Consider the following 26,514-nt stretch of genomic DNA (forward strand, 5'->3'; position numbering starts at 1 on the left):
CAGCGACCAACCGACGGGCGATGTGCTGACGATGGACATTCACGAAGTGATGCGACGTTTGCCGCATCGCTATCCCTTCCTGCTCGTGGACCGCGTACTCGAATGCACCTCGGGCAAGCAGATTCGCGCGCTCAAGAACGTCACCATCAACGAGCCGTTTTTCCCAGGCCACTTTCCGCACCGGCCGGTGTTCCCGGGCGTGATCATCCTGGAAGCGCTGGCGCAGACCGCCGGCATCCTGGCGTTCGTGACCGCCGGCGTGTACCCGGACGAGCACCGTCAGCTGTACTTCGTCGGCATCGACAAGGCGCGCTTTCGTCGCCCGGTCGAGCCCGGCGATCAGCTGATTCTCAAAGCCACCCTGGAACGTTCGATCCGCGGCATCTGGAAGTTCTCCACCATCGCCGAAGTCGACGGGCAGGAAGCGTGCAGCGCCGAGATGATGGTGGCTCCGGGCGAAACCAGGAAGTGATGCGAAAGGCGCCAACGATGGCCATACACCCGACAGCTCTGATCGATCCCAGCGCGCAGCTTGCTCCCGACGTGGAGGTGGGCGCCTATACGGTCATCGGCGCGAACGTCGCAATCGGCGCCGGCACCTGGATCGGGCCGCACGTGGTCATCGACGGGCCGACCAGCATCGGTCGCGAGAACAAGATCTTTCAGTTCGCCTCGATCGGCGCCGCGCCTCAGGACTTGAAATACAACAACGAGCCGACGCGGCTCGAAGTCGGTGACCGCAATACGTTTCGCGAGAACACCACCATCAATCGCGGCACGACCAAGGACCAGCTGGTCACCAAGATCGGCAGCGACAACCTGTTCATGACCGGCTCGCACGTCGGTCACGACTGCGTGATCGGCTCGCATTGCGTGCTGGCGAACTACGCGACCCTCGGCGGTCACGTGATCATCGGCGATTGGGTGCACATGGGCGGCTTCGCCGGCATTCATCAGTTCTGTCAGGTCGGCGCGCATGCGTTCATTGCGAACAACACGGCGGTGACTCGCGACGTGCCGCCGTTCGTGATGGCGGTGGGTCGTCCGGCCGAGCCGCACAGTGTGAACTCCGAAGGCTTGAAGCGTCGCGGCTACTCGGCGGAGCAGATCCGAAACATTCGCGATGCGTATCGCATCCTGTATCGCTCGCAGCTGAAGCTCATCGAAGCCACCGAACAGATCGAACTGCGCGCCAAGTCGCAGCCCGAACTGCAGCCGCTGCTCGATTTTCTCAACGACTCCACGCCACGGCGTGAGCGCGTCGGTATCGTCAGGTAGAGTCGGTGCCTCCGGCGTGTTTACAGTCGCACCATCGCGGCGCCTTCCGTCTGCAGCGTTCGAAACGAAGTGGCTCGATCTGACGAAACACCGTTGATTGTCCTGGTCGCTGGAGAAACCTCCGGCGACAACCTCGGTGCTCAACTCATCGCGGCGCTTCGCCAACGCATTCCTGAAGCCCGTTTTGCCGGCATTGCCGGGCCGCGCATGGCTGCGGCTGGCTGCGAACCGTGGGAGCGCGCCGAAAGCCTCTCGGTGATGGGGCTGTTCGAAATCATTCCTCATCTGCCGCGCCTGCTGCGCATCCGTCGCAACCTCATCGAGCGCGTGCTGGCCGAGCGGCCGGCCGTCTACGTCGGCGTCGATGCGAAAGAGTTCAACCTGCGCATCGCACCGCACTTCAAGCAAGCAGGCATTCCCACCGTGCAATACGTCAGCCCTCAGGTGTGGGCCTGGCGGCAAGGGCGGGTGCATACCATCGGCAGGGCAGTCGATCTGGTGTTGTGTCTGCTGCCGTTCGAAAAGCCGTTCTACGATTCACACTCGGTGCATGCCGAGTTCGTCGGGCACCCGCTCGCCGATCAAGTGCCCATGCAGATGAGCGCCGCCGAAGCACGCGACAAGCTGGGCATTCCCATCGAGGGTCAGTACGTCGCCGTGTTGCCTGGCAGTCGACATGGCGAGGTGTCGCGCTTGAGTCCGGATTTCGCCGCGACCATCGCGTGGCTTCACGAGCAACGCCCGGAGCTGCGCTTCATTTCCGCGCTGACCAGCGACACCACTCGAAGGATTTTCGAAGCCGCGCTCGACAAAGCGGCCGGTGGCACCCGTGAATTGCGCGACCGGGTCACACTGGTCGACGGGCAGGCGCAGACAGTGATGGCGGCCAGCGACGCCGTGTTGCTCGCCTCTGGCACGGCGACCCTCGAAGCGACGCTGGTGAAGCGCCCGATGGTGGTGGCCTATCGCTTAGGGTGGCTGACAAGTTTTCTGCTCAAGCATTTGAAACTGTTCAAGGCGCCATTCTTCGCGCAACCCAACCTGCTGGCCGGGCGGGAGCTGGTGCCCGAGTACTTCAATGCCGAAGTGCGCGCCGACGTGTTGGGTCCGGCAGTGCTGCGGCAATTGGAGCGTGCCGATCGCGCGTCGCTCGTGCAAACTTTCGCTTCCATCCACGAGACCCTCCGACGCGACGCCAGCGCGCGCGCCGCGGATGCCATCGTGGATCTCCTGGTGAAGCGGCGTTTGTCGGTGGCGAGCTAGAAAAGCGATGGCAGCATCTCAGCGGACAATGTCTTTGCCGTTGCAGGCGCCCGGCCTGGTCGCGGGCGTGGACGAAGCGGGGCGCGGGCCGCTCGCCGGCCCGGTGGTCGCGGCGGCCGTGATCCTCGATCCGCGTCGCCGTATTCGCGGCATCAAAGATTCCAAGCAGCTCGAGGCCGAGGAGCGCGAGTCGCTGGCGATCAAGATCCGCGGCGCGGCGCTAGCCTGGTCGGTGGCCTGGGCGGACGTGGAGGAGATCGACTGCCACAACATCCTGCAGGCTACTCATCTGGCGATGCGGCGCGCGCTGCTCGGGCTGCATATCCATCCGGGGCACGTTCAGGTCGACGGCAACCTGTGTCCGTCGTTCATCGGATTGCCCATGAAGTGCAGCTACGAAGCCATCATCGATGGCGACACGCTGCGCACTTGCATCGGTGCGGCTTCCATCCTGGCCAAGGTGACGCGCGACCGGATGATGGTCGAGCTGGATGCGATCTATCCCAATTACGGATTCGCGTCTCACAAGGGCTACAGCACGCCTCAGCACTACGAAGCGCTGGACCAGCATGGCCCGACGCCGATCCACCGACGCAGCTTCGAGCCGGTGCGCATCGCATGCTCGCGGTTATCGCCGACGCACGCTCTGTATATGCCGCCGCTCGAGCCCAAGCCCGAGCCTGCCAACGGCGCGCCGAAGGCATCGGCCGGCAAGAAGCGCAAGCCGTCGCTCGTCGATGAGTCCGAGGCGCTCGCCGGCGAACGCGAGACAGCATCGATGGCGGGTCTCTAGCGTCGATGTTTGTTCATCTGCATTTACATACCGAGTACTCGCTGGTCGACAGCGTGGTGCGCATCACCAGCGAGGGCGACAACCCTGGCCTGATGGACTCGGTGGCGGCCGCGAAAATGCCGTCGGTGGCGCTCACCGATCAGAGCAATCTGTTCGCGATGGTGAAGTTCTACAAGGCGGCGCAGTCCGCCGGCGTGAAGCCCATCATCGGCGTCGATCTGCGCATCCATGAGACCGGCGATCGCGTCGAGCCGTCGGTGCTGGTGCTGCTGTGTCAGAACAGCGTCGGCTACAACAATCTGTCCAGGCTGGTCAGCCGCTCCTATCTGGAAGGCCAGAAGAAGGGCGTCGCGATGGTCGATCGCAGCTGGCTCAATCGCGACGACCTGAAAGGACTGATCGCGCTGTCGGGCGCGCGCGAAGGCGACATCGGTCGCGCCATTCTCGGCGGCCGGCTCGACGAGGCGAACAGCGCGCTGGATTTCTGGCTCGACCTGTTCGGCGATCGTTTCTATCTGGAATTGCAGCGCACCGGCCGCGAAGGCGACGAGCGCCACGTGCAGGGTGCGCTGGATCTTGCGATCGAGCGCGGCGTGCCGGTGGTCGCGACCAACGACGTGCGCTTCCTCCGCAAAGAAGACTTCGAATCGCACGAAGCGCGTGTTTGCATTCATGACGGCGCCTTGCTCGCCGATCCGAAACGGCGGCGGCGTTACAGCGAGCAGCAATATCTCAAGTCGCCCAAGGAAATGGCCGACCTGTTCAAGGACGTGCCGGAGGCCATCGAGAACACGGTGGAGATCGCGCGTCGCTGCAGTCTGGAGCTGAAGCTCGGCAAGAGCGTGCTGCCGAAGTTTCCAACGCCCGGCGACATGCCGGTCGACGACTTCCTGCGCGAGCAATCGCGCAAGGGGCTGCAGGAGCGTCTGGTGCAGCTCAAGTCGACGCCGGTGCAGGGGCGCGTCATTCCCGACGAGGAATACCAGGAGCGCCTGGAGATCGAGCTGGGCGTCATCATTCAGATGGGCTTCCCCGGCTACTTCCTGATCGTCGCCGACTTCATCAAGTGGGCCAAGGAGAACGGTGTGCCGGTGGGCCCGGGCCGTGGCTCCGGCGCCGGCTCGCTGGTGGCCTTTTGCCTGGGCATCACCGACATCGATCCGCTGCGCTATGACCTGCTGTTCGAGCGCTTCCTGAATCCCGAGCGCGTGTCCATGCCCGACTTCGACGTCGACTTCTGCATGGACGGACGCGATCGCGTCATCGAGTACGTGGCACATCGTTACGGGCGCGAGCGCGTGTCGCAGATCATCACTTACGGCACCATGGCAGCGAAGGCGGTGGTGCGCGACGTGGCGCGTGTCTTCGGTCAGAGCTACGGCTTTGCCGATTCGATCGCCAAACTGATTCCATTCGAGCTCGGCATCACGTTGAAAGACGCGCTCGCCAAGGAAGAAGAGCTGCGGCGTCGCTATCAAACCGAAGAAGAGACCCGCGCCATTCTGGACATGGCCATGTCGCTCGAGGGTCTGGTGCGCAACGCCGGCATGCACGCCGGTGGCGTGGTGATCTCGCCGTCCGTGCTCACCGACTACTCGCCACTGTTCTGCGACGAGAACGGCCAGAGCGTGGTCACGCAGTTCGACAAGGACGACGTGGAGCAGGCCGGCCTGGTGAAGTTCGACTTCCTCGGCTTGCGCACGCTGACCATCATCGATTGGGCGGTGAAGGTCATCAATGTCGAGCGCGCCAAGCAAGGTCAGCCGCCGCTCGATGTGAACGCGCTGCCGATGGACGATGCGGCCACCTTCGATCTGCTGAAGCGTTGCGAGACCACCGCCGTGTTCCAGCTGGAATCGCGCGGCATGAAGGACCTGATCCGGCGCCTGCAGCCCGACTGCTTCGAAGACATCGTCGCGCTCGTGGCGCTGTTCCGTCCCGGCCCGCTCGAGTCGGGCATGGTGGACGACTTCATCGCGCGCAAGCGCGGCACCACGACCGGCCCGATCGACTATCTGCATCCCGATCTGCAGCCGGTGCTCGCGCCGACCTACGGCGTCATCCTGTATCAAGAGCAGGTGATGCAGATCGCGCAGGTGCTGGCCGGCTATTCGCTCGGCGGCGCCGACTTGCTTCGGCGCGCCATGGGCAAGAAAAAGCCCGAGGAAATGGCCAAGCAACGGACCATTTTCGTCACGGGCGCGACCGCGCGCGGCGTCGATCAGAAACAGGCCGAACACATCTTCGACCTGATGGAGAAGTTCGCCGGCTACGGCTTCAACAAGTCGCACTCGGCGGCATACGCGCTGCTGTCGTATCAAACCGCGTGGCTCAAGGCGCACTATCCGGCGGCCTTCATGGCCGCGGTGCTGTCCTCCGATATGGACAAGACCGATAAGGTCGTGACGCTCATTGACGAAGCGCGGCGCATGCGGTTGAAGGTCGAGCCGCCGGATGTGAATTCCTCGCAGTTCATGTTCACTGTGTCGAACGAGCGCACCATTCGTTACGGTCTCGGCGCGATCAAGGGCGTCGGACAGAACGTCGTGGAGATGCTGTGTGAGTCGCGCAAGACGGGCGGACCGTATCGCGACCTTGCGGACATGTGCCGACGCAGCGATGCGAATCGAATGAATCGTCGCGTGCTGGAAGCGCTGATTCGCTCCGGCGCGGTCGACTCGCTGGGCGCCAACCGCGCGACCCTGATGCATTCGTTGCCATCGGCGATGCAGCTTGCCGATCAAACGATCCGGGCGCGTGCAGTCGGTCAGGACGATATGTTTGGCTTGATGGACACGAGTCCGACCGCCGCGCCAGCCGTGGTCACCGAAGTGCTGCCCGATTGGAGTCGGCGAGTGCGCCTCGATGGCGAGCGCGACACGCTCGGCCTGTATCTCACCGGCCATCCGTTCGAAGAGTTCGAAGCGGAGGTGAAGCCGATCACCAGTGGCCGCATTGTCGACTTGACCAGCGATCGCCCGGCACCCAGCGGCGGGGAGGGCGGCTTCCAGCAGTTCAAGGGCAAGCCGGTGACCGTCGCGGGCATGGTGTTCGATGTGGGCAAGCGAGGTCAGCGCGTGATCTTCACGCTCGACGATCGCAGCGGCCGCATGGAAGCCTCCATGTTCGAAGATGTGTGGCAGCAGTACCGCACCGTGATCGCCAAGAGCGCCATCGTGATCGTCGAAGGTCAGCTGCGGTTCGATGAGTACATCGAGGGCTGGCGCCTCAACGCCAAGCGCGTCATCGACATCGATCAGGCGCGCGAGCAGCACGGCAAGCGACTCGCCATCCGCTGGCCGCCGGGGCTCGATACGCAAGGGCAGCGCAATTTCCTCAAACAGCTCGAGCAGACGCTGCGTCCATTCCGCGGCGGGCGCTGCGCGGTAGCCGTTTATTACACCGGTTCGTTGGCGCGCGCCGAATTGGTGCTCTCTCAGGAATGGCAGGTCAAACCCACCCGCGAGCTCACCGAGCGGCTGTCGCAGCTGTGCGGGCACGACGGGTTCAAGTTGATCTACGGCCCGCCAGGCGGAAGCCACTGAGATAGCTGTTGGCGGTTGGGGGTTGGTCGGAGATGATGGGCGAGCAAAGCGTGTGTCTTCACTAACTACCAACAGCCAATCACTGCCTCGTGCCTCCGCAGCGACTTTTCGTCCTCATCGCCGGCAATTTTTTCGTCGCCACCAGCTTTCTGAGTGTCGGCGGTCTGCTGAGCGATATTTCGGCGTCCCTGCAGGTGCCGATTGAACAGGCCGGGTTGCTGATCGCTGCTTTCGGCATCGCTGCCGCCGTTTGCGCGCCTACCCTGGCGACGCTCGGATCTCCCATCGATCGCCGCAAGCTGCTGACTGGCTCCATGGCCGTCTGCGCGCTCGCCAATCTGCTCGCGGCGCTCAGTCAAAGTTACGATCATTTGCTGCTGGCTCGCGTGCTGGCGGCCGTGACATCCGCCGTCTACACGCCGCAGGTCGCGGCCACACTCAGCATGCTCATGCCGGAGAAGGAGCGGGCGCCCACGCTGGCCAAGCTGATGGTCGGCTGGTCGGTCGGCGCGGTGCTGGGCAATCCCTTGTCCGTATTGATTGCGTCTGTATCGTCGTGGCGCATGTCGTTTGCGTTCATCGGCGTCTCCAGCGCCGTGATCGCGTTTTTCATCTGGCGTTCGCTGCCGTCCAACGTGATGGTGCCGCCGCTCAACTGGCACCGCTGGTTCCAGGTGCTGCGCTCGCCGGCGCTGCGTTTTCTCACCGCCGCCACGATGTTCGCCAACGTGGGCAGTGTGGTCATGATGAGTTACATCGCGCCCATCGTGGGGTCGGTGCAGGGCATCGCCGGGCCGGCGCTCGCGTTGCTGTTGTTTGTCGCCGGCGTGGGTTCATTGCTCGGCAATCTGCTCAGCGTAACGATGGTCCGGCGCTATGGGGCGACCGTCGTGGCGTATCGCTGCAATATTTCTTCGGCGGTCATGTTGCTGCTATGGCCGCTGTTCTCGCTGTGGGCGAGCGCCATTTATGTCGCCCAGTTCCTTTGGAGCCTGGGCAGCTCCGGCTTTCCAGCCGTGCAACAAGCGCGACTCGTCGCCGTCGCCCCCATGCTGGCCTCGGCGACCATCGCACTGAATTCAGCGGTCACTTATCTGGGCATCGCCGTCGGCGCCAGCATCGGCGCCACCGCCTGGACCCTGGTCCCGCCGCGTTTCATGAGCTGGGTCGGTTTCGTTTTCGTGCTCGTCGCACTGACGTGTTCCGTCTTAGGCGAACGCGCCGCGCAGAGAGAGGCGGCAGCGTCTTGAGTGCCTCGCGCGTAGCAGGGTGAAGTGCTACGCGCGAGCGCCGATGAGCCGAGCTCAGTCCGCCTTCACGGCCTCGACCTGGATCTGCAGTTCGACATCCTGCTTGAAGCCGAAAGCCTTGCCGTAGCTCACGCCGAAGTCTTCGCGGTTGATCTTGCCGACGGCGTCGGCGCCGCAGGTTTCCTTCTTGTTCATGGGATTCGGCTTGCACAGGAAGCTGTTGATCTTGAGCTTCACCGGCTTGGTCACGCCGTGCAGGGTCAGGGTGCCGTCCACTTCGGTGGGCGCGCCGTTCTTGAAGTTCACCAGCTTGCCGGTGTAGGTCGCGGTGGGGAACTTCTCCACGTCGAAGATCTCGTTGGACCTGGCGTGCGCGTTCATCTTGTCGTGGCCGAAGTCGATCTCCGCCATTTCCATGGTCACATCGACCGTGCCGGTCTGGGCTTCCTTGTCGAACGTGACGGTGCCGGAGCTTTTGTTGATCTTGCCGCGCCAGTTGGACAGGCCGCCCATGTGGTCGGCGGTGAAGCTCGGGTAGGTGTGGTTGGGATCGATGTTGTATTTGACCGGGGCGGCGCTCACGGCGCCGGCCGTCAGAGCAGCGGCCGCCACGAGCAGAAGGGACGAAGCTTTCATGCAAGAGTCTCCAGATGGGATGCCCGATGGGCGAAAGAAGGGAAGCGAGGCACTAGCCGCCCGCGCGCTTGGCTTTGAAGCCGCGCTGGGTCAGCTCTTGAACCAGTTTGTCGCGATGGTCGCCCTGGATCTCGATGCGACCGTTGTCGACCGCGCCGCCCGAGCCGCATTTTTTCTTCAGCTCCGTGGCGAGCGCCGCCAGTTGGTCGGGCGGCAGGCCCAGACCGGTGATCACAGTCACGCCTTTGCCTTTGCGACCCTGCGTCTCGCGACTGACGCGCACCACGCCGTCGCTCGCCACCTTTCCGGGTGTGCCTTTCTTGCAGACACACTCGCGCACGGCGCGCAGGCAGTTGGGACAGCGCTCGCCGATGTCGGTGGAGTAGACGATGCCGCCACCATCGGACGGCGCCTTGCGAGAAGACGTCATGGACGGCGCACGGTTTCCAGCTGGGATTTCATGAGGCGAAAGTGTTGCTACTTTCGTCAGCCGACGCAACTGCGGCGGGCATCTGTGGACGCGTCAGAGGCCCGCAATCACGCGCATAAGACTTATGCCACGGAGGAGGGAATCAGGGTTGCGCGAGCTGCTTAACTCCGCGCTTGCGCTTTTCCTCGGCCACCATGTCGCGCACGTCGTTCAATAAACGTTTGGCATCGTAGACGATCCCATCTTTGATGGTGTACTTGACGCCGCCGACCCGATGCGTGCGTCCGTCGTCGCCGAGGCGCACATGCCCGGTGCCATACATCACTTTGAAATTCGCGACCGGGTTCTCATCGAGCACGGCAAGGTCCGCGAGCTTACCCGGCTCGATGGAGCCGAGGCGATCTTCAGCACCCAGGGCCTGAGCGCCGTTGAGCGTGGCAGAACGCAGAACCTCCAAGGGATGAAAGCCCGCCTCGCGCAACAGCTCGAGTTCCTGGATCGTGCCGAAGCCATACAGCTGATAAATGAATCCCGAATCGGACCCGACGGTGACGCGTCCGCCGCGATTCTTGTAATCGTTCACGAACGCCATCCACAGCCGATAGTTTTCTCGCCAGGCGATCTCGTCCTCGCTGCCCCAATCGAAGAAGAAGCTGCCGTGGTTGTCACGATTCGGTGTGTAGAAGTCCCACAGCTGCGGCAACGTGTATTCCTCGTGCCAGTCGGCGCGGCGCGCGCGCATCAGATCGCGTGACGCCAGATAGATGGTGAAAGTTGGATCGAGGGTGAAGTCGAGCGCGAGCAGCTCCTTGATCACCGACTCGTATTTTTCAGAGCCCGGCTTGGCGGCCTGGCGCCACAACCGACCCGCCTGGCCGAAACGATCCTGCTCGTCGTTGTAGTTATAGTCAGGCGGGTAGTCCTGCACCGTGCGATCGTCGAACAACGCTTCGGGCAATCCGTACCAATGTTCCATGGAAGTGAGGCCCCAGCGCGCCGTGGTCAGCACGTTGACCCGACGCACGTCGAGCTGCGCATGATGACAAGCGCTGCGCATGCCTTGTTGCTTCAGCTCGCCGAAGATGGCTTCCAGCACGTCCGGGCGATAGCCGAAGCACTTCATGCCGACGGCGCCTTTGGCCTTGATGTCTCGCACCCACTGGCGGCCCTGTTCCGGCGTCGTCAAAGGTTTGTCCGGCCGCAGAAATGCAAACGGAAAGATGCGTGGCGCGACGATTTCGTTGCGCTCACTGCGGCGCGTCTCACTGGCGCACCACTCGACACCGTTGCCGCAGCCGGGGTCGCGGATGGTCGTGATGCCATGGCCCATCCAGAGCTTGTAGACATACTCGGCCGGCACGCCTTGTTCCTGGCCGCCGATGTGGCCGTGCATGTCGATGAGGCCGGGCAGCACATAGTGACCGCGCAGGTCGATCTCTCGACCGCCGGCTTTGAGCCGCGGCCGGCGTGGATCTTCCTTCGCGCCGCCGGGTGCGCCGACCGACATCACTTCGACGATGCGATTGCCTTCGATGACGATGTCCGCCGGGCCGAACGCCGGTGCGCCGGTGCCGTTGATGATCGTGGCGCTGCGAAGAATGAGTTGGGGGTAGGGGCCTTCGCCATCGTTTCGTGGCGGCGCCGGCGGCACCTGAAATTCGCCTTGGGCCGCGAGGCTGGTTTGCAGACTCAAGCCTAACGCGATGGCCACGCCCATCATCCAGGTCATCGGAGATCGCATGCGTCGTTCATCTCATCAAGTGAAGGCGGAATACACCAGCGTACGCAGCTCGCGGCGCAAGTTGTAGATCGTCGACGGCATGAGCTGCGTCATGAAGATGACGATCAGCTGCTCGCGTGGATCGATCCAGAAATAGGTGCTCGCCATGCCGCCCCACGAGTAATCGCCGACGCTGCCGGGCACCAGAGTACGCGCCGGATTGGTGGTGACCGCGAAGCCCAGACCGAAGCCGACGCCGGAATAGCTCGCCTCGCTGAACAGCGAGACTGACATCTCGGGCAGTTCCTTGCCGCCCGGCAAATGGTTGGCGGTCATCAGCTCGATGGTTTTGGGGCTGAGCAGACGGGCGCCGTCCAGCGTGCCCCCATTCAGCAACATCCGGCAGAAGCGCAAATAGTCCGCGGCCGTGGAAACCAGGCCGCCGCCGCCCGAGACGAAAGAGGGCGGCTTCAGATAAGGACTGTTCTGCGGATCGTCCTGCAAGTTCATGCGGCCGTCCGGCCCGAGCATGTAACAGGCCGCGAACCGAGCAGCTTTCGCCGCAGGCACATGGAAATCGGTGTCGATCATGCCGAGCGGCTCGAAAATACGTTCTCGTAGAAACTGCTCGAACGGCATCCCGGAAATCTTGCCCACCAGATAGCCGAGCACGTCGGTGGACACGGAATAATTCCAGACCTCGCCGGGCGAGGACTCCAGCGGGATGTTCGCCAGGCCTTCGATCATGCCTTGCAACGTGCCGCTGCCCGCCGGATCGCCGAAGCCGAATTTGCGATAGGCCGCGTCGACGTTGGTTCTTTGTTGCAGGCCATAGGTCAGGCCGGAAGTGTGCCGAAGCAGATCGACGACGCGCATGGGCGCAGCCGCCGCTCGCGTGCGGAACGTGCCGACGAAGCCGGCTTCATACACGCCCAGGTTGCGCCACTGAGGAATATAACGATGCACCGGATCGTCGAGCGCGATCTGACCTTGTTCCACCAGCATCATCAGCGCGACGCTGGTGATGGGCTTGGTCATGGAATAAATCCGGAAAATCGTGTCCTGCTGCAGCGGACGCGCACGCTCCACGTCCATGTGACCCTGCACGCTCAAGTGCGCGAGCTCGCCGCGACGCTCGATCAGGGTCAGCGCGCCGGGCAGGCGACCGGGCTCGAGATAACGTTGCTGTAGATGACGCTCGATCTGTTGCAGACGGTGGCTTGCAAGACCCACGGCTTCCGGGTTCATGTTATATCCTTGATTCGCGCTGCGGCTCGCGCATGAAGATATACACGAGCAGGGAGCAGAACACGCAGCCAGTCACATACCAGTAGAACAGCTCTTCGTGACCGGCGTTCTTGAATGCCAGGGCAATCATCTCGGCCGTGCCGCCGAACAGCGAAACTGCGATGGCGTAGGGCAGGCCCACGCCCAGCGCGCGGATTTCGACTGGAAACAATTCGGCTTTCACCACCGCGCTGATCGAACTGTACAGCGAAGAAATCGACAGTGCGATCAATATCAGAAGGAACGCGGTCCAGGCGTCCTGCGCCTGTGACAAGGCCGACAGCAGCGGCACCGTGCCAAACAGCGCGAGCACACCGAACAAGATCAGCATGGGCCGCCGGCCGACCCGATCGGAGATCGCGCCCACCAAAGGCTGGATCAACATGAAGATGAACAGGTTCGCGGTCGCGACCAGGGTCGACTCGCCTTTGGTGAGCCCGACGGTGTTGACCAGAAACTTCTGGATGTACGTGGTGAACGTATAGAAGAACAGTGTGCCGCCCATCGTGAGCCCGATCACGATCAGCACTTCGCGCGGATGACGCAGCAGCAGGGTGAGCTCGCCCGCTCGCGCTGCCTGGCTCTTGTTCTTGAATGCATCGGTCTCGACCAGATTGCGTCGCAGGTAGAGCGCGGCCAGCGCGGCGATGGCGCCGATGACGAACGGAATGCGCCAGCCCCATTGTTCGAGCTGTTGCGCATCGAGCACGAAGAACTGCAGCACCATCAGCACGCCGAGCGCCAGCAGTTGCCCCATGATCAGCGTGACGTACAGGATGCCGGAGTAGAAACCGCGGCTGCCGCGCGTCGCGATTTCGCTCATGTACGTGGCGCTGGTGCCGTACTCACCGCCGACGCTGAAGCCCTGTAGCAATCGTGCAATCAGCAGCAGGATCGGCGCGGCAACCCCGATGGTCTGGTACGTCGGGGTGACGGCAATGATCAGCGAGCCCAGGCACATCAGCGTCACCGACAAGGTGAGCGCAGCTTTGCGGCCACGACGATCTGCATAGCGGCCCAGCACCCAGCCGCCGATCGGGCGCATCAAGAAGCCCACCGCGAAAATGGCCGCGGTGTTCAGCAGTTGCACGGTATCGTTGCTTTTGGGGAAGAAACTGGGCGCGAAATAGATCGCGAACGCCGCGTAGGTATACCAGTCGTACCACTCGATCAGGTTGCCCACCGAGCCGCCGAAGATGGCTCGGAAGCGTGTGGCTCTGCTGTTGGAAGCCGCGATCCCCGCGCTATCGTTCACTTGGTGGTGTTGTTAGTGGGCCCGACCGGGGATGGTGAAGAAAACGCCGCGCAAAAGGAAGCGCCAAAAAGAAAGCGGTGCACGGCGCCGGATCGTCCGCGCCACCGCTTCGAAATTCACGACCTGCTCAGGCCGACGGCGTCATACCCACCGTCGGACCGTCAATGTGCGGATCGTGAACCTCGAGACGAATCTTGTTGCTCCGAGCCCGACCCGGGGCGGCTTTCGCTAGCGCCCGGACCGCTGTCACCGCGTGTCATCTCGGCCGGATCGTGATCCTTCGCGCGCTGTTTGGCCTGCTCCTCGGCGCGGCGAATGTCCTTTTCCTCGCCCGGCGAGACGTTGCCGGCGTTCTCGATCTCGCGCTGACCACGCTCGGACTCGACGAACTCCTGCGTCGCTTTACGATAGTTGCGATCGGCGGTCTTGTTGCCTTCGCCTTCGTTACGCGATGTACCCATGAGCCATCCTCCGTTCGTCAGCGCCACTGCCCGGTAAAACGCCCGCCTGCTGCGGAGGTTCCGCCGCCGGTGTGAGCAACAGGCCGGCCTCACGAGGTATGCTCTCAAGGTGTACTGGATACTCGCTACAATTTTCATCGTGGTCGCGCTCGCCGTGCCACGCTTGCGTCCCGTTGGTGTCATCGGTTGCGTGCTGCTCGGTGCGATGCTGACATGGGCTGTGGTTCAACGCTTACGGGGTGCGAATGACGATGCCCAGCCCACCTTGCAACAGCGCGGACGTCCACGCTCCCCAGCGACCCTCATGCAGGCGATCGCGCCCGAGCAGGTGGTGGTCGACAATCTGCAGCTGACGGGCGGCGGCGCGCCGTTCGAACTGCGAGGGCGGATCGAGAACAAATCGGACGTCCTGTTGAAGTCCGTGACGTTGCTGGTCATGCGTCGCGATTGCTACCCGGGCGCCTTGGATCCCACTGGCTGCGCGGTGCTGTGGCAGGATCGGCACTGGATCTCCATCGCCATTCCTCCCGGCCAGGCGCGCGATTTTTCCAGCTCGATCTGGATGCGAGGCGCGGCCCCCGGGGCGCGCGGCAAGGTTCAGGATTCATTCGCTCTGGTGGCCGCCTCGGGTGAGATGTCGATCTCCGACGCGGCAGCCGAGGGGCGATGATCCTATGGCGGCGATTCGCTCCGTAACTCATAGAACGGCGGGTGCATGCGGCTGGCGTTAACTTATTCGATCGCGGGCTGGTCGGGATTTTTCGTGATGGCGGTGGAGTTGCTCGGCGGGCGCCTGCTGGCGCCGACCTTCGGCAGCAGCATCTATGTGTGGGGTGCGATCATCACGGTGTTCATGCTGGCGCTGTCCATCGGTTATCTCGCCGGTGGTCGCCTGTCCATGAACGGGCCCAGCGTGCGCAAGCTCGGCATCATTTTGATCGTGGCTGCGCTCACAGTGCTGCCGCTACTGTTGTTCGCTGTTCCGATGCTGGATTCGATCGCCGCTGCGATTCCCGATCCGCGCTGGGGCTCGCTGGTGGGCGCGACTGCGCTGTTTTTCATTCCCACGCTGTTCTCCGGGATGATCTCGCCGTACGCGGTGCGACTCATCGTGCCGGATCGCTCCAGCTCCGGTCGTCATGCCGGGCAGCTGTATTTCGTGTCGACATTCGGCAGCGCCGCTGGCACTTTGCTGACCTCGTTCTATCTGGTGCTGATCATGGAGGTGAATCACATCCTGATCGCATTGATGGCGATTTCCGGCAGCCTGGGCCTGGCAGCCATTCTGGTACGCGGAGAAGCGAATGCGCAGTAGCGGGTGGGCGTTGCTATGGTTCGCCGCTGGCATTTTCGCAATCGCTGGGGCGCGCGCGGACGATATGAAGTTATTGCACTCGGAGCGCTCGCTGTATCGCGAAGTGCTGGTCTATGAGGCAGGTGGGGTGCGCTGTATCTGCTTCACACGGTTCTGTCGCATCGGTCGGCAGACCTGCCAGGACGTGAAGCAGCCCGAGCGCATCGTGATGAATTATCCGCAGATGATGCTGGCGTCGCTGTTCGTCAAGCCGGAGCCCAAGTCGGTGCTGATCATCGGTCTCGGGGGCGGCACCATTCCGCGCGCGTTGCGTGAAGTCGTGCCTCAGGCGCGCATCGACGTGGTCGAGATCGATCCGGCGGTCGTCAAGGTGGCGCGTCGTTTCTTCGATCTTGGCGATACCAGCGCCGTCAATGTGATCGAAGCGGACGGGCGCGTGCAGGTGAAGCGGGCGCTTCGTCAGCAGCAGCGCTATGACATCATCATGCTGGATGCATTCGATCACGAATACATCCCGGAGCATCTGCTGACGCGGGAGTTCCTGCAGGAAGTGAAGGCGCTGCTCGCGCCCGGCGGCGTGCTCGCCGCCAACACCTTCTCATCGAGCCGGCTGTACGATCACGAGTCCACGACTTACGCTTCGGTGTTCCCCGAGTTCTTCAATTTGAAGCGGGAGAACCGCGTCATCATCGCGGCGAATGGGCCACTGCCGAACGAAAAGCAGCTGCGGGCCAACAGCGAACGCTTCGAGGAGACGTTCGATTCGTTCGGCGTCAGCACGCGCAAGCTGCTGTCATTGTTCTCGCGCAAGCAGGATTGGGAGCGCGACGCTCGCATCCTGACCGATCAATATTCGCCCGCCAATCTGCTCAACCTGGGGCAGAAGTAGCGCGCTCCACCTCGGGGCGTCGATCAATCGCGACGGCCCGCGAGCAGACCGAGCAGCAATGCGACGCCGGCCACTGCGCCGATGATGCCCCACGAGTGTTCGCGGACATACATATCGGTTTCGCGCGCATACTTGCGGACGCGCCGTTTCATGCGTCGGTCGTAGAGATGATCGAACGCCTGTTTCACCGTTTTCTCGGTCCGCGCCCGAGCCCGCTGGACCCGATGGTTGGTGATATCGGCCGTGGCTCGCAGCAACTCCTCGGCATCGCGTGCAACGTTCTGCAGATCCCTGCGCAGGTGCCGGATGGGTGATTCAAAAGCGCCGTTTCGCTTACCTAGATTCATAGGGCCTCCTGGAACTTGCGAGCTGGGGGTGGACTTAGGTAAGACGGTCCGCCCGGTTCGCAAAAACAACGCCATGAATTGCCGGCAGGTTCCACTTGGTGTATCCGTATATCCTTTGCACGCTGCGCTTCAGACGGAGTGGTAATGGCCACCAAAAGCAAAACAACGGCAAAGCGCAAGCGCGCTCCGGCCCGGCGGAAAACACCGAAAAAAGCAGCCCCGCGCACGCGCGGCGTGTTGCCGAGCGAATGTCGCATCGAGCAATTGCCGGCCGAGGCGGCGGACGTCGTCGCGCGCATCGAGCGGGAGGGCGGTTACGTGATAGGCAGCTACTGCGAGCCGCTGGGACGCAATCCGTTATTGCTTGCCGCGTTGCCCATCGATCAGGTGGAGCCCACGCCGTTTCAGCGCGACCTGTCCGATGCTCATTACAAGAAGCTCTCGGGCGTGATCGACAAGACCGGTTTGTTTCTGGATCCGGTGATCGCCATCACCGCGCCCACGGAAGGTTTCTGGACGCCCAACGGTCGGCACCGCCTGGAAGCGATGCGACGACTGGGCGCCAAAGCCATCATCGCGCTGGTGGTGCCCAAACGTGAGATTGCCTGGCAGATCCTGGCTCTGAACACAGAGAAGGCACACAACCTGCGCGAGCGGGCGCTGGAGGTGATTCGTATCTACAAAGGCCTGATCGAGGAGGATCCGCGCCGGCCGGAGCACGACTTCGCTTTCTATCTGGAGGAGGCCGCACTGGTGACCTTGGGCTTGTGTTACGAGCGCAAGGGCAACTTCGCCGGTGGCGCGTATCACCCGATTCTGCGCAGGCTCGAAGAGTTCTCCTCAGAGTCGTTGCAGAAGTCGCTGCAGGTTCACCAGAAGTACGCCGATCAGCTGTTCGAGCTGGACGAGAAGGTCGCCGACATCATCGACAAGTTGAAAAAGCGCGGCCTGGTCAGCCCGTATCTGCGCGCATTCGTGGTGGCGCGGATCAATCCGTTACGCTGGATCAAGGACGAGCCGCCGCCGCTGCCGGAAGTGCTGAAGACCATGAAAGAGCGACTGGCGAAGTTCAACGTCGACAAGGTCAATCAACAGGACCTGGCCAAGGCCGGCGGCGCGCCCGATACCGAATAGTCGATCACGGATCGGGCACGAACATGCCCTCCGGGAACGGATTCGGGGGTGTGTGCTCTGCGTAGCGATGTGACTCGCGAATCACGCCGCGGGCCGTCAGATTCTTTCGTGAGTCGTAGTAGATGACGATGGTCTCATCCGGCGTGTTCGAGGCGCGCTGGAAATCGACGTAATGGGCGGGCGAGCCTTCGCGATGGCCATGGCCGGTGCCGAGCCGCTCGCTCTCTTCTCGCGATAAAGATTGCTCGTCTGCTTGCGCCGAAGGGGCGGGCGCGGCCCCGGTGGTCCGTTCGCCGCCGAAGTGCGGACGATGACAACAGAACGGCTGCTCACGAAACACTGCGACTCCAATGACGCCGACATGCTCCGGCCGACCGGTGCGGGCCGCGTACGAATCAGACCAACGGGTGAAGTAGAACGTCGCGACTTCGTTCAGGCTCTTGCGCCAGCCTTCGACATGCACGCCGCCCCATGGGTCGAGCACATAGCCGCTTTGCTTTTCCTGCGCCGTCTTGCCGCTGATGACGTTCACGCCATCCACGCTGGTCACCGCGAGCAGGCGCTCGTTGGAACGGTTGGTGATGCGCAGTTCGTATTGATGCCCTGGCTCGCCGGCCACGTACAGCCGGTCGTGGTGCACGTAAATGGGCAGAGGATGGCCCGCAGTCCGATCGAAGACTTCGACTCGGGCCCAGCGGTGGATATAGGCCGGAGCGCGGTCGTGGCTGGCTTGCGCCTGCCAGGGCAGGACGGTGGCCAGTGTGAGCATCAGCAACGAGAACGGGCGCATATCAGCTCCTTGAAGGGCGGCTGACAGCTTTAAACGGGCGACCCGGGCGTTTCGGGTCGAGCGGCCGGCCCGTTCAGCCGGGCGAGCTGCGCCAACTGGGGCTCTTGCGCTTGCCCTCGGCGGTCCCGCCCGCTATGTTCGCGCCTCCAAAGGATGAGGCAACTGTTTGCATGGCAATGAATTTCCTGGACTTCGAGCAGCCGATCGCCGAGCTGGAGGCGAAGATCGACGAGCTCAAGTTCGTCTCCAGCGACGCCGAGGTGAATATCGGCGAGGAGATCGCACGTCTGCGCGCCAAGAGCCGGGCGCTCACGACCAGCATTTTCTCCAACCTCAGCCAGTGGCAGATCGCGCAGCTTGCCCGTCATCCGCAGCGTCCTTACACGCTGGACTACATCAGCTCCATCTTCACCGATTTCCAGGAACTGCATGGCGACCGCATGTATGCGGACGATCACGCCATCGTCGGCGGCGTGGCGCGGCTGGATGGCAAGCCGGTTATGCTGATCGGCCAGCAGAAGGGCCGCGACACCAAGGAGCGCGTGCGCCGTAACTACGGCATGCCCAAGCCCGAGGGCTATCGCAAGGCGCTGCGCCTGATGCACATGGCCGAGCGTTTCCAGTTGCCGCTGATCACCTTCATCGACACCTCGGGCGCGTATCCGGGCGTGGGCGCTGAAGAGCGCGGCCAGAGCGAAGCCATCGCCCGCAATCTGTTCGAGATGTCCACGCTGCAAACCCCGATCATCAGTGTGGTGATTGGCGAAGGCGGTTCGGGTGGCGCGCTCGCGATTGGCGTCGCCGATCGTTTGCTGATGCTCCAGTACAGCATCTATTCGGTGATCTCGCCGGAAGGCTGCGCCGGCATTCTGTGGCGCAGTGGCGATAAGAAGGACCTGGCGGCCGAGGCCATGGGCGTGAGCGCCGAGCGCATCGCCAAACTCGGCGGCATCGTGGATGAAGTGCTGAAGGAGCCGCTGGGCGGCGCGCATCGCGACCCGCAGGCCATGGCCGATACCTTGAAGGACGCGCTGCTGCGTCACCTCAACGAGCTGCAGGCCAAGCCGCTCGAGCAACTGATGAAGGCCCGCGAGCAGCGCTTGCGCGGCTACGGAGTTTATAGCGTCAGCTAAAGGCGTCCTGGCTCATGTTCTCGCCACGTGAGCTGCAAAATCGTCTGCAAAAAACCGCCGGCGGCCGAGCCTTGCTGCCGGCCGACGCCGATCTATGCATCGCCTTCAGCGGCGGTCTCGATTCGACGGTGTTGTTGCATTCGTTTGCTCGGCTTGCCGCCGACTCGCGTTACAGCGTGCGCGCAGTTCACATCGATCACGGACTTCACGACGATTCGGCACTCTGGCGCGATCACTGTGAGCGCGAGGCGCGAGCACTACACGTCGAGTTCACGTCGCTGCGCGTCGCTGTGACGGGCATCGATGAGCTCGGTCTCGAAGCTGCCGCGCGGAAAGCGCGTTACACCGCGTTCGCGAGTGAGCTGCGCCCTGACGAGTACCTGTTGGTTGGCCAGCATGCCGACGATCAATTGGAAACGTTGCTGCTCGCGCTCATGCGCGGCGCCGGCGTGCTGGGCTTGAGCGGCATGCAGATGTACGAGCCGTTCGCCGCCGGCGCGATGGTTCGACCGCTGTGGGATTTCACCAGAGCCGAGCTCGAGCAATGGGCGAGGGCGGAGGGCCTGCATTGGCTTACCGATCCTTCCAACGACAACCTCGCGCTCGATCGCAATTTCGTGCGCCATCGTGTCGTCGCTGCACTCCGCGAGCGTTGGCCGGCGGCTGCGTCGACGGCATTACGTTCCACGCAACACTTACAAGAAGCGTGGCGAACCCTGGAGCAGCTCGCGGCAATCGATGCCGAAGGCGCGATGGTCGAGGAGTGCCTCGACGTTGCCCGGCTGGCCGCGCTCAATCCGGAGCGACGTCGAAACCTGCTTCGCTATTGGATCCGCCGACGCGGGGCTCGACCCCCGTCCACGCGCAAACTCGCCGCTATCGAGCACGACATGCTGGCGGCGAGCGCGGATCGAGTCCCCTGCGTGGCGTGGGATGGCTGGGAGATCCGCCGTCATCGCGGCTGGTTGTACTGCGAACACCATTTGCCGCCGCTCGCTCTGGAGCAGGCAATTGACTGGCCCGGCGATGCGCCGCTCGATCTGCCGGCCGGCCTGGGGACGTTACGTATCGCGCCGACCGAATCGGGCCGCCTCGATGCGGCCAAGCTGCCGCCGAGATTGTCGGTGCGCTTTCGAGAAGGCGGCGAGCTCCTGCAGCCCGTCGGGCACGCTTTTCACCACAGGCTGAAGAAGCTCCTGCAGGCAGCCGATGTGCTGCCGTGGTGGCGTGAACGCCTGCCGCTGATCTACGCGGGCGAGCAGCTCGTGGCTGTCGGCGATTTGTGGATCGATGCGCAGTTCGCCACGCCGCCGGGCCAGCCTGGCATGTCGATCGTGTGGGAGCCGCGCCCCCACGTGCTCGCCCGGCATCGGGCCGACGCTTAGCACCTTTGCTAACAAGACGCCGAACCGACGCATAGAGGATTTCTATGCGTCTTCGTCTATCGTCACCGAGCGTCTTGAGGTACACTGCGCTCCCGTCGTGATTCCTAGTGATGTGGCCTCCAAATGTGCTGGACGGGCCACGGTCACCGACCCTGATCCCCTCCTTCTTTGCGACGGTGCTTTACGATGACGCGTTTTATCTGTGTGACCGGCGGTGTTGTTTCCTCGCTGGGCAAAGGCATTGCCGCGGCTTCCCTGGGCGCCATTCTCGAATCGCGCGGGCTCAAGGTCAGCATGGTGAAGCTGGATCCGTACATCAACGTCGATCCCGGCACCATGAGCCCGTTCCAGCACGGCGAAGTGTTCGTGACCACCGACGGCTACGAGAGCGATCTCGACCTCGGCCACTACGAGCGCTTCGTGCGCACCACGACTTCACGTAATTCGAATTTCACCACCGGTCGCATCTACGAGCGCGTGATCGCCAAGGAGCGCCGCGGCGATTATTTGGGCGCGACGGTGCAGGTCATTCCGCACATCACCGATGAAATCAAGCACTGCATCCGCATGGGTGCGGGCGACGCCGACATCTGCATGGTCGAGATCGGCGGCACGGTGGGCGATATCGAGTCGCTGCCGTTCCTCGAGGCGATCCGTCAGATGGGCGTGGAGCTCGGTCGCAACAACGTGCTCTACATGCACCTGACCTTGATTCCGTACATCCCGAGCTCGGGCGAGATCAAGACCAAGCCGACGCAGCACTCGGTGAAGGAGCTGCGCTCCATCGGCATCCAGCCGGACATTCTCGTGTGCCGCGCGCAGAACGCGTTGCCGCCCGAGCATCGTCGCAAGATCGCGTTGTTCACCAACGTGGAGGAGCGCGCGGTCATCACCGCGGTCGACGCCGACGATCTGTACAAGATCCCGCAGCTGCTGCACGCCGAAGGGCTCGACGACATCGTGGTCGACAAGCTGCGTCTGGACGTGCCGCCGGCCGACCTCACCGAGTGGAAACAGGTGGTGAACGCCAAGGCCAACCCGGACGCGAGCGTCACCATCGCCATGGTCGGCAAGTACGTCAATCTGCGCGACTCCTACATCTCGCTGTCCGAAGCGATCACCCATGCCGGCGTCCGCACTCGTACGCGCGTGAACATCCAGTTCGTCGAAGCGACGGATGTCGAGAAGCACGGGACTGGCTGCCTGGAAGGCGTCGACGCCATTCTGGTGCCGGGCGGCTTCGGCGAGCGAGGCGTGGAGGGCAAGGTCGCGGCCATCAAGTTCGCCCGCGAGCGCCAGATTCCCTACCTCGGCATCTGCCTGGGCATGCAGCTGGCCATCATCGAATACGCTCGCAACGTCGCCGGCCTGCAGGGCGCGCACTCCACCGAGTTCAATCGGGGCGCGCCGCATCCGGTGGTCGCGCTGATCACCGAGTGGCAGGACGAGAAGGGCAAGGTCGAACAGCGCACCGAGAAGTCGGACATGGGCGGCACCATGCGCCTGGGGGCTCAGGAAGCGCGCCTGTCGCACGGCTCCAAGGCGCATCAGATCTACGGTTCGGACACGGTGATGGAACGTCACCGCCACCGTTATGAGTTCAACAACCGTTATCTGCAGAAGCTGATGAACGCCGGGTTGCGGTTCTCGGGCTTCTCGCGCGACGGGCTGGTGGAAATGATCGAGCTGCCGACGCATCCGTTCTTCGTGGCGAGCCAGTTCCATCCGGAATTCCGCTCGACCCCGCGCGACGGGCATCCGTTGTTCACGGGCTTCGTGAAAGCGGCGCGCGCGTATCATCAAAGCCAGCAGCCTGAAGAGAAGCGGTTGGCGGTTGGCGGTTAGAAGATGGTCAAGAGGGTCAGCTGACAATCATGCGTTTGCTCAATTTCGAGGTCGGGCCGGATAAGCCGTTCTTTCTCATCGCCGGCCCGTGCGTGGTCGAGACGGAAGGGCTGATCCTGGACACCGCGGGCAAGCTCAAGGAGCTCAGCTCGCGGCTCAAGGTGCCGTTCATTTTCAAGTCGTCGTTCGACAAGGCCAACCGTTCGTCGGCCAAGAGCTTCCGTGGCCCGGGTATCGAGGAAGGGCTGCGCATCCTGTCCGAGGTGAAGCGTCAGATCGGCGTGCCGGTGCTCACCGACGTGCACGAGGACACGCCGTTCGCTGAAGTCGCCGAAGTGGTGGACGTGATGCAGACCCCGGCATTCCTGTGCCGGCAGACCAATTTCATCCTCAACGTTTGTTCGCACCAGCGGCCCGTCAACATCAAGAAGGGTCAGTTCCTGTCGCCCTGGGAAATGAAGAACGTGGTCGACAAGGCGCGCTCCACCGGCAACGAGCAGATCATGGTGTGCGAGCGCGGCTTCAGTTTCGGTTATAACAATCTCGTGTCGGACATGCGCTCGCTCTCGGTCATGCGTGAGACCGGCGCGCCGGTGGTGTTCGACGCCACGCACTCCGTGCAGCTGCCGGGAGGCAAGGGCACGGCGTCGGGCGGTCAACGCGAGTTCGTTCCGGTGCTGGCGCGCGCCGCCGTCGCCGCTGGCATCGCAGGGTTGTTCATGGAGACGCATCCCGACCCTGACAATGCGCTGTCCGATGGCCCGAATGCCTGGCCGCTGGCGCGAATGGAATCGCTGCTGACAACACTGAAAGAACTGGACCAAGCCGTGAAGTCACGGCCTTACGAGGAAAGTCTGCTATGAGCAAGATCGTCGACATCCGCGGCCGCGAGATCATCGATTCGCGCGGCAATCCCACCGTGGAGGCCGATGTATTCCTGGATTCCGGCGTGATGGGCAGAGCGGCGGTTCCTTCCGGCGCTTCCACCGGTGCGCGTGAAGCCATCGAGCTGCGGGACGGCGACAAGTCGCGTTATCTCGGCAAGGGCGTGCTCAAGGCCGTTGCCAACGTCAACGGCGAGATCAAGCAATTGCTGGTGGGCCGCGATGCGGGCGATCAGGCTGCCATCGACCAGGCCATGATCAAGCTCGACGGCACCGACACCAAGTCGCGCCTGGGCGCGAATGCATTGCTCGCCGTGTCGCTCGCCAATGCGCAGGCCATGGCGAAAGAAACCAAGCAATCCCTGTTCCGTCGGCTTGGGACTTCCAAGACGCTGCCGGTGCCGATGATGAACATCATCAACGGCGGCGCGCACGCCGATAACAGCGTGGACATCCAGGAATTCATGATTCTGCCGATCGGCGCGCCTTCGCTTTCTGAAGCGCTGCGCTACGGCGCGGAAATCTTCCACACGCTCAAGAAGGTTCTGCACGAGCGCAAGCTCGCGACCTCGGTGGGCGATGAGGGCGGCTTCGCGCCGGATCTGCCGTCTAATGAGGCGGCGCTGGAAACCATTCTCGAAGCCATCGATCGCGCCGGCTACAAGGCCGGCAAACAGGTGTTCCTCGGCCTGGACGTCGCCAGCACCGAGTTCTTCAAGGACGGGGTGTATCACCTCGAATCCGAGCATCGTAAGTTCACCTCGGCGCAGTTCGTCGACTATCTGGAAGGACTGGTGGGTCGCTATCCCATCGTGACCATCGAGGACGGCATGAGCGAGGACGACTGGGACGGCTGGAAGCTGCTGACCGATCGCATCGGCAAAAAGGTGCAGCTGGTGGGCGACGATCTGTTCGTCACCAACACCAGGTTCCTGAAGCAGGGCATCGAGAAGCACATCGCCAACGCCATCCTGATCAAGGTGAATCAGATCGGCACCCTGACCGAGACGCTCGCGGCCATCGACATGGCGGCCGATGCGAAGTATGCGGCCGTCGTGTCGCATCGCTCCGGCGAGACCGAGGACGCAACCATCGCCGACATCGCGGTCGCGACCCGCGCGACTCAGATCAAGACCGGCTCGATGTCACGTTCGGATCGCATCGCCAAGTACAACCAGCTGCTGCGCATCGAGCAGGAGCTGGGTAGCGAGGCGAAGTATGCGGGCATCGAAGCGCTGCCCGTGCCGCTGCCCGGCGTGTCTTGCTGATACAAACATGAAAGTTCTCGCCGCCGCTCTGGTCACCGTGCTGGTACTCCTGCAGTACCGGTTATGGCTGGGCGACGGCGGGATGCGTGAAGTTCACCGTCTGCGCGCCGAGATCGAGGCCCAGCGCGAGCAGAACAGCTCGCTGAAAGAGCGCAACCGCACCCTGGCGGCGGAAGTGCAGGATCTGAAAAAGGGCACAGTCGCCATCGAGGAGCGGGCGCGCACCGATCTCGGCATGGTCGGCCGCGGCGAGACGTTCTATCAAGTGGTCGAGCCCAAGGCGGCCATCCAGCCTGCGCCCAAGCCCAGCCCTGAACGCGAGCCGGAAGAAGACCAGCCGGAACGCGTCATGCAGGCGCGCGCGGCGAATTGACGGCGGGCGCCGGCTGGTTCAGGCGCGAGGGTCTTAAGGGAGTGCAGAACAGATTCTGGGTCGTCGTGCCCGCGGCGGGCAGTGCTCGTCGCATGGGGAATGCTGTACCCAAGCAATATCTTTCTGTGGCCGGCCGAACCGTGATCGAGTGGTCGCTCGCGCCGTTTCTGGCGCATCAGCATGCGGCGGGCGTCGTGGTGGTTTTGGCGAGCCAGGATCAGCGATGGTCGCAAACGGCACTCGCCAGCAACTCGAAGATCACAACCACCATCGGCGGCGCCGAACGTATGAACTCCGTGCTCGCCGGCCTGGGCGCTTTGCAGGAGCGCGTCGCGCCCGACGATTGGGTGCTGGTGCACGACGCGGCCAGGCCCTGCTTGCCGGCCAGCGATCTCGATCATTTGCTGAACGAGTTGAGCGACGATGCGGTGGGCGGGTTGCTAGCCGCACCGGTCGTGGACACGCTGAAAAGAGCCGACGTTAACGATCGAGTCGCGCAGACCGTCCCCAGAGACAAGCTCTGGCGCGCGCTCACGCCACAAATGTTTCGATATCACATCCTGGAACGGGCTCTGCAAAGTGCGCTGTCGCGAGGCGCCGCCGTGACCGATGAGGCGCAGGCGGTCGAAGCCTTGGGAATGCAACCCAAGCTCGTGGCCGGCGACGCCGACAACATCAAAATCACGTTGCCCGAAGACCTGCTGCGCGCCGAGCGCATCTTGAGATCACGGAGCGCTGCATGACCTCTCAATTGCGCATAGGCCAGGGCTACGACGTTCACGCGTTCACCACTGGCGATTACGTCACGCTGGGCGGCGAGAAGATTCCACACTCGCACGGCATTCTCGCGCACTCCGACGGAGACGTGCTGCTGCATGCCATCTGCGATGCGCTGCTTGGCGCTGCCGGGCTGGGTGACATCGGCATGCACTTTCCCGATACCGATCCGCGCTGGAAGGGCGCCAACAGTCGCGCGTTCGTGCGTCACGTTCGCGACTTGCTCAAGGAACGAGACTACGTCGTCGTCAATGTGGATTCGACGGTCATCTGCGAAGCGCCGCGCCTGGGTAAATATCGAGAAGCCATGCGCGCCAACATCGCCGCCGACCTCGGCGTCAATATCACTCGCGTCAACATCAAGGCGACCACCAGCGAAAAGATGGGGTTCATCGGGCGCGCCGAAGGCCTGGCGTGTCAGGCCATCGCCCTGATCGAGCACATCCCCGCATGAAT

26 protein-coding genes are annotated in these 26,514 nt (G+C 63.1%); 18 read left to right on the forward strand and 8 right to left on the reverse strand.

The window, feature by feature from the left end; genetic code table 11:
• Window positions 1-31: 31 nt before the first annotated feature.
• From fabZ to JM946_RS09975, 6 genes are all read left to right on the forward strand, one after another.
• The gene (gene fabZ, locus JM946_RS09950) at window positions 32-472 is read left to right on the forward strand and encodes a 3-hydroxyacyl-ACP dehydratase FabZ (RefSeq protein WP_218042816.1); all 441 of its coding nucleotides are present in this window, start codon (window positions 32-34) and stop codon (window positions 470-472) included.
• A gap of 17 nt (window positions 473-489) precedes the next feature.
• Window positions 490-1,278, forward strand: a complete 789-nt coding sequence (gene lpxA, locus JM946_RS09955; RefSeq protein ID WP_203167139.1) for an acyl-ACP--UDP-N-acetylglucosamine O-acyltransferase — start codon at window positions 490-492, stop codon at window positions 1,276-1,278.
• A 69-nt stretch (window positions 1,279-1,347) separates the two neighbouring features.
• Window positions 1,348-2,541 carry a lipid-A-disaccharide synthase gene (lpxB, locus tag JM946_RS09960; RefSeq protein ID WP_203167140.1) on the forward strand — a complete coding sequence of 398 codons (1,194 nt, stop codon included), beginning with the start codon at window positions 1,348-1,350 and terminating at the stop codon, window positions 2,539-2,541.
• Window positions 2,542-2,548: 7 nt separating this feature from the next.
• On the forward strand, window positions 2,549-3,334 hold the full coding sequence (gene rnhB, locus JM946_RS09965; RefSeq protein ID WP_407700514.1) for a ribonuclease HII: 786 nt from the start codon (window positions 2,549-2,551) through the stop codon (window positions 3,332-3,334).
• 5 nt (window positions 3,335-3,339) lie between these two features.
• On the forward strand, window positions 3,340-6,879 hold the full coding sequence (gene dnaE, locus JM946_RS09970; protein ID WP_203167142.1) for a DNA polymerase III subunit alpha: 3,540 nt from the start codon (window positions 3,340-3,342) through the stop codon (window positions 6,877-6,879).
• A gap of 89 nt (window positions 6,880-6,968) precedes the next feature.
• Window positions 6,969-8,129 (forward strand): MFS transporter, encoded by a 1,161-nt coding sequence (locus JM946_RS09975; protein ID WP_203167143.1) that lies wholly within the window; start codon window positions 6,969-6,971, stop codon window positions 8,127-8,129.
• A 54-nt stretch (window positions 8,130-8,183) separates the two neighbouring features.
• On the opposite strand, the gene JM946_RS09980 is transcribed toward JM946_RS09975, so the two are convergent.
• From JM946_RS09980 to JM946_RS10005, 6 genes are all read right to left on the reverse strand, one after another.
• Window positions 8,184-8,765 (reverse strand): YceI family protein, encoded by a 582-nt coding sequence (locus tag JM946_RS09980; RefSeq protein WP_203167144.1) that lies wholly within the window; start codon window positions 8,763-8,765, stop codon window positions 8,184-8,186.
• Window positions 8,766-8,817: 52 nt separating this feature from the next.
• Complete coding sequence (locus tag JM946_RS09985; protein ID WP_203167145.1) at window positions 8,818-9,195, reverse strand: translation initiation factor Sui1; 378 nt, start codon at window positions 9,193-9,195, stop codon at window positions 8,818-8,820.
• 142 nt (window positions 9,196-9,337) lie between these two features.
• A complete protein-coding gene (locus tag JM946_RS09990; RefSeq protein WP_203167146.1) occupies window positions 9,338-10,936 on the reverse strand; it encodes an amidohydrolase family protein in 1,599 nt (532 codons plus the stop codon).
• A 15-nt stretch (window positions 10,937-10,951) separates the two neighbouring features.
• Window positions 10,952-12,163 (reverse strand): serine hydrolase domain-containing protein, encoded by a 1,212-nt coding sequence (locus tag JM946_RS09995; RefSeq protein WP_203167147.1) that lies wholly within the window; start codon window positions 12,161-12,163, stop codon window positions 10,952-10,954.
• Between the two features lies 1 nt (window position 12,164).
• Window positions 12,165-13,457: an MFS transporter gene (locus JM946_RS10000; RefSeq protein ID WP_203167148.1), complete on the reverse strand. Its 1,293-nt coding sequence runs from the start codon at window positions 13,455-13,457 to the stop codon at window positions 12,165-12,167.
• A 161-nt stretch (window positions 13,458-13,618) separates the two neighbouring features.
• Window positions 13,619-13,918 (reverse strand): hypothetical protein, encoded by a 300-nt coding sequence (locus tag JM946_RS10005; RefSeq protein WP_203167149.1) that lies wholly within the window; start codon window positions 13,916-13,918, stop codon window positions 13,619-13,621.
• Window positions 13,919-14,027: 109 nt separating this feature from the next.
• On the opposite strand from JM946_RS10005, the gene JM946_RS10010 reads away from it, so the two are divergent.
• The 3 genes from JM946_RS10010 to JM946_RS10020 are packed head-to-tail and all read left to right on the forward strand — an operon-like array spanning window position 14,028 to window position 16,122.
• Complete coding sequence (locus JM946_RS10010) at window positions 14,028-14,588, forward strand: hypothetical protein (protein WP_218042736.1); 561 nt, start codon at window positions 14,028-14,030, stop codon at window positions 14,586-14,588.
• Window positions 14,589-14,633: 45 nt separating this feature from the next.
• Window positions 14,634-15,233, forward strand: coding sequence for a fused MFS/spermidine synthase (locus JM946_RS10015; RefSeq protein ID WP_203167151.1), 600 nt, complete (start codon window positions 14,634-14,636; stop codon window positions 15,231-15,233).
• Window positions 15,223-16,122: a spermidine synthase gene (locus JM946_RS10020; protein WP_203167152.1), complete on the forward strand. Its 900-nt coding sequence runs from the start codon at window positions 15,223-15,225 to the stop codon at window positions 16,120-16,122. The genes JM946_RS10015 and JM946_RS10020 overlap by 11 nt, the downstream gene beginning before the upstream one ends.
• 23 nt (window positions 16,123-16,145) lie before the next feature.
• On the opposite strand, the gene JM946_RS10025 is transcribed toward JM946_RS10020, so the two are convergent.
• Window positions 16,146-16,469, reverse strand: a complete 324-nt coding sequence (locus tag JM946_RS10025) for a glycine zipper domain-containing protein (RefSeq protein WP_203167153.1) — start codon at window positions 16,467-16,469, stop codon at window positions 16,146-16,148.
• 144 nt (window positions 16,470-16,613) lie between these two features.
• Between JM946_RS10025 and JM946_RS10030 the strand changes: the two genes are divergently transcribed.
• The gene (locus tag JM946_RS10030) at window positions 16,614-17,603 is read left to right on the forward strand and encodes a ParB N-terminal domain-containing protein (protein ID WP_203167154.1); all 990 of its coding nucleotides are present in this window, start codon (window positions 16,614-16,616) and stop codon (window positions 17,601-17,603) included.
• Window positions 17,604-17,607: 4 nt separating this feature from the next.
• On the opposite strand, the gene JM946_RS10035 is transcribed toward JM946_RS10030, so the two are convergent.
• On the reverse strand, window positions 17,608-18,393 hold the full coding sequence (locus tag JM946_RS10035) for a hypothetical protein (RefSeq protein WP_203167155.1): 786 nt from the start codon (window positions 18,391-18,393) through the stop codon (window positions 17,608-17,610).
• A 170-nt stretch (window positions 18,394-18,563) separates the two neighbouring features.
• Here JM946_RS10035 and JM946_RS10040 point away from each other — a divergent pair, with 170 nt between their 5' ends.
• The 8 genes from JM946_RS10040 to ispF all read left to right on the forward strand — a co-directional run bounded on the left by JM946_RS10040 (window position 18,564) and on the right by ispF (window position 26,512).
• Window positions 18,564-19,526: an acetyl-CoA carboxylase carboxyltransferase subunit alpha gene (locus JM946_RS10040; RefSeq protein ID WP_203167156.1), complete on the forward strand. Its 963-nt coding sequence runs from the start codon at window positions 18,564-18,566 to the stop codon at window positions 19,524-19,526.
• Between the two features lie 14 nt (window positions 19,527-19,540).
• Window positions 19,541-20,911 (forward strand): tRNA lysidine(34) synthetase TilS, encoded by a 1,371-nt coding sequence (tilS, locus tag JM946_RS10045; RefSeq protein ID WP_203167157.1) that lies wholly within the window; start codon window positions 19,541-19,543, stop codon window positions 20,909-20,911.
• A 186-nt stretch (window positions 20,912-21,097) separates the two neighbouring features.
• Complete coding sequence (locus tag JM946_RS10050; RefSeq protein WP_203167158.1) at window positions 21,098-22,756, forward strand: CTP synthase; 1,659 nt, start codon at window positions 21,098-21,100, stop codon at window positions 22,754-22,756.
• Between the two features lie 29 nt (window positions 22,757-22,785).
• Window positions 22,786-23,619 carry a 3-deoxy-8-phosphooctulonate synthase gene (kdsA, locus tag JM946_RS10055; RefSeq protein WP_203167159.1) on the forward strand — a complete coding sequence of 278 codons (834 nt, stop codon included), beginning with the start codon at window positions 22,786-22,788 and terminating at the stop codon, window positions 23,617-23,619.
• Window positions 23,616-24,908, forward strand: coding sequence for a phosphopyruvate hydratase (gene eno, locus JM946_RS10060; protein WP_203167160.1), 1,293 nt, complete (start codon window positions 23,616-23,618; stop codon window positions 24,906-24,908). The genes kdsA and eno overlap by 4 nt, the downstream gene beginning before the upstream one ends.
• A gap of 7 nt (window positions 24,909-24,915) precedes the next feature.
• Entirely contained in the window at window positions 24,916-25,281 is a 366-nt protein-coding gene (gene ftsB / locus JM946_RS10065) for a cell division protein FtsB (RefSeq protein ID WP_203167161.1), read from the forward strand.
• Window positions 25,282-25,322: 41 nt separating this feature from the next.
• Complete coding sequence (gene ispD, locus JM946_RS10070) at window positions 25,323-26,024, forward strand: 2-C-methyl-D-erythritol 4-phosphate cytidylyltransferase (protein ID WP_203167162.1); 702 nt, start codon at window positions 25,323-25,325, stop codon at window positions 26,022-26,024.
• 8 nt (window positions 26,025-26,032) lie between these two features.
• Window positions 26,033-26,512: a 2-C-methyl-D-erythritol 2,4-cyclodiphosphate synthase gene (gene ispF / locus JM946_RS10075; protein WP_203167880.1), complete on the forward strand. Its 480-nt coding sequence runs from the start codon at window positions 26,033-26,035 to the stop codon at window positions 26,510-26,512.
• The last annotated feature ends 2 nt before the right edge of the window (window positions 26,513-26,514 follow it).

Origin of the sequence: Steroidobacter gossypii (assembly GCF_016801985.1) — a bacterium.
GTDB classification, from domain to species: domain Bacteria; phylum Pseudomonadota; class Gammaproteobacteria; order Steroidobacterales; family Steroidobacteraceae; genus Steroidobacter; species Steroidobacter gossypii.